We start from the raw sequence: 2,739 nt of genomic DNA, 5'->3' as shown, positions 1-2,739 counted from the left end.
AATTAGAAAAAAAGACAAAAAGTCATCTCAGGAAGCTGCAAAGAAGAAATAAACATGTTGCTCGCTTTTTTCTGCACCCCAAAATTAATTATGCTGCATGATGGGAGTATGGGCATTTGCACACCGAGTTAATAACAGGAAGAGTGAATTATGCTCAGATAATTGGACAATTTAAGTATCCCTCAGATAATCCAGCCAAAATATGGCCAAGTCAAATAAGTTTTTACTCTTTCTTTATTTCTAGTCCCAGAACTTACATTATAGCAGATCACTGGAACGGTATCAGGACGGCTGATGGAAATATCATTATGAGCGGGTTGCGAACATATACAACAGACGCAGGTTTGTATGACATGTACTCTTTCGAAAAAATTTTTTTTACGCTAACTCCGACAGAAAACTAATACACAAATATTAACCTACTGAATTTATTCAAGCCGTACTCTCCAATATTGATGAACTGATTTTATTGGTGTCCGCCGGCGGAGAAGTCTCCCACCGCCTTCATATTACTTAGCAATGTGTATTGTTGATTAAATGAGGGAATAAATATGAGTATTCAAGACAGTAATAGCTCTGTAGTAGTTCCAACAATGGATGATATCAAAAAGGCAATTGAAGAGCATACTGAAAGCCGTAATCATCCATATGCAACCCAAGTAGAACCGGGATTTGTCACTTTAAGTAATGAAGTCGATAGTGATAGTGAATTAACTGTCGCAACATCTAACGCTGTGAAAAAAGTATATGATTTAGCTGATGCCGCCAACCAAAATGCCAACTATGCAAATGACAATGCCAGCACTCGTTTAGCTAAAGACCAAAACGGAGCTGATATCCCTAATAAGAAGGAGTTTGTTAAAAACCTTGGACTAGAACCAATAATGGAGGAATTGGCTTTACCTGTTGGTGTTCCCGTTCTTTGGCCAACAGAAAATCCACCTGAAGGCTGGCTTATCTGTAACAGTGATTCATTTGATACAGGAAGATATCCGAAACTCGCTCTTGCTTACCCGTCAGGAAAATTGCCTGATTTGAGAGGAGAATTTATTCGGGGATTAGATAACGGACGCGGTATTGACCCTGAGCGTAAGTTGCTATCTGAACAAAAGGCAACGATGTTACCATCGGTTTATAGCTATGCCTATAGTGAGACAACAGGAACATTAGTTACTCCACCAATAAAATCATACGGTCCGAACCTTAAAGATTTTATGGAAGCCGATTATGAAGACCTGTAACTTCCTCTGGCCCGTATTTGAGGACTGATTTAGAGTTAGGAGGAGGGGTATCTTTAGCAACCTTCCGTGTCTGCCCCCGCAACATAGCATTCAATTACATAGTCAGAGCCGCTTAATTTTGAGTTAACAATTTCAACCCGCAACTTTCTGCGGGTTTATCATTTTCTATGGTATCCCGCCCTTATCCCCCTAAGATATTTTCAACTCAGGTAACAGGAAAAAGCCGCATTACGAGGCTAATCTTTTAATCCAATGTCAATTGTATCGGTCTGCATCCATAAAGTGCCGCCAATTTTTCCAATGTTGCTTGGCGGGGGCGTTCTGCTTTTTCAAACTGAGAAACTGCAGCTTGCTTTACTCCCAGTTTTTCAGCCACTTCTGTTTGTGACAAGCCCCGATATATACACCATACAGCATGAAGAGTGATTTCTTCATCAACCATAATATTAATGACTTCATGAGGAATCGTTTCATTGTCATTAGCACCTTTGGTATAAGGGATACTGACATAATCTTCATTACTATCCAGCGCGGCAAGCACGTTCATACTCCGCAATAGGCAGCACTACAGCTTGCTTGTTGCCGTTTTCATCCCTATTCATGTCAAAAGAAATCGTACATGGTACTATTAAATTATTGACAGTAGTACCATGTACGAATATGATATTTCTCATCGATGGGTAAGGATGTTTTATGGAATACTTAGTTTTTATCGAAACCCCTGTATTTAGTCGGGAACGAGCAAACTTACTAACCGATGATGAATTCAGGCTGTTACAGGAACACTTATTAAAGAATCATGAACAAGGCAGTACCATTAGCGCTACTGGAGGATGTAAGAAAATTCGCTGGCAACGTGAGGGGATGGGTAAAAGTGGTGGAGTCAGAATTATCTACTACACCATCAACAAAGCAGGAAGGCTCTATCTTCTTTTAATTTATCCTAAAAACAAAAAGGATAATATCACGGCAAAAGAAAAAGAAGTGCTCAAAGCCATCAGTAGTAAATTACAGTAATTAACGCCGCGCAAGAGCGCGGCACTATTCTTCATACAACGGAGACACTATGGACAAAGAACTTTTTAATGACTTGGTTGAAAGTATGGAGCAGATGGTAGCAATTGAAAAAGGCGAGCTTTCTGTTCCTGCTGAAAATATTCATTACCATCGTTTACCGAATGTCAAAAGCTTACGTGAGTCTTTTGGGTTAAAACAAAGTGAATTTGCCGAAGCAGTTGGTGTTTCAGCTTCGCTTATTCAAAGCTGGGAACAACATCGTCGCATCCCTTCCGGTTCGTCCTTGAAGCTCCTTAAGATGCTTGAACGTCATCCGGCACTTATTACTGAGTTAAATTCACTTTGATACCTTCATTAGTCCATAAACATAAATAACATCAAGGCTGTTACTTCATAGTAAAAATACTATTAAAACAATAAGTTTCACTATTCTTAGCCATCTTAATGATGGCTTTTTTTATGGTCATGAATCCAATAGTTA

At 39.3% G+C, this 2,739-nt stretch carries 3 protein-coding genes and 1 pseudogene; 3 read left to right on the top strand and 1 reads right to left on the bottom strand.

Translation table 11 applies throughout. From position 1 onward, the window contains the following. The first annotated feature begins 551 nt into the window (after positions 1-551). A complete protein-coding gene (locus ABLA85_RS17100; protein ID WP_367965552.1) occupies positions 552-1,241 on the top strand; it encodes a tail fiber protein in 690 nt (229 codons plus the stop codon). A gap of 244 nt (positions 1,242-1,485) precedes the next feature. On the opposite strand, the pseudogene ABLA85_RS17095 reads toward ABLA85_RS17100, so the two are convergent. Continuing rightward, a pseudogene (locus tag ABLA85_RS17095) lies at positions 1,486-1,843 on the bottom strand (helix-turn-helix domain-containing protein). Between the two features lie 91 nt (positions 1,844-1,934). Between ABLA85_RS17095 and ABLA85_RS17090 the strand changes: the two are divergent. Together ABLA85_RS17090 and nadS are read left to right on the top strand one after the other, a co-directional pair. Continuing rightward, positions 1,935-2,258, top strand: coding sequence for a type II toxin-antitoxin system RelE/ParE family toxin (locus ABLA85_RS17090; protein ID WP_367965551.1), 324 nt, complete (start codon positions 1,935-1,937; stop codon positions 2,256-2,258). Between the two features lie 49 nt (positions 2,259-2,307). After that, positions 2,308-2,604: a NadS family protein gene (nadS, locus tag ABLA85_RS17085; RefSeq protein WP_367965550.1), complete on the top strand. Its 297-nt coding sequence runs from the start codon at positions 2,308-2,310 to the stop codon at positions 2,602-2,604. The last annotated feature ends 135 nt before the right edge of the window (positions 2,605-2,739 follow it).

Source organism: Xenorhabdus sp. SGI246, assembly GCF_040838225.1.
In the GTDB taxonomy this organism is placed as follows: Bacteria; Pseudomonadota; Gammaproteobacteria; order Enterobacterales; family Enterobacteriaceae; genus Xenorhabdus; species Xenorhabdus indica.
Note: the sequence above shows the minus strand (reverse complement) of the source record. Positions and strands in the feature narration are given on the sequence as shown.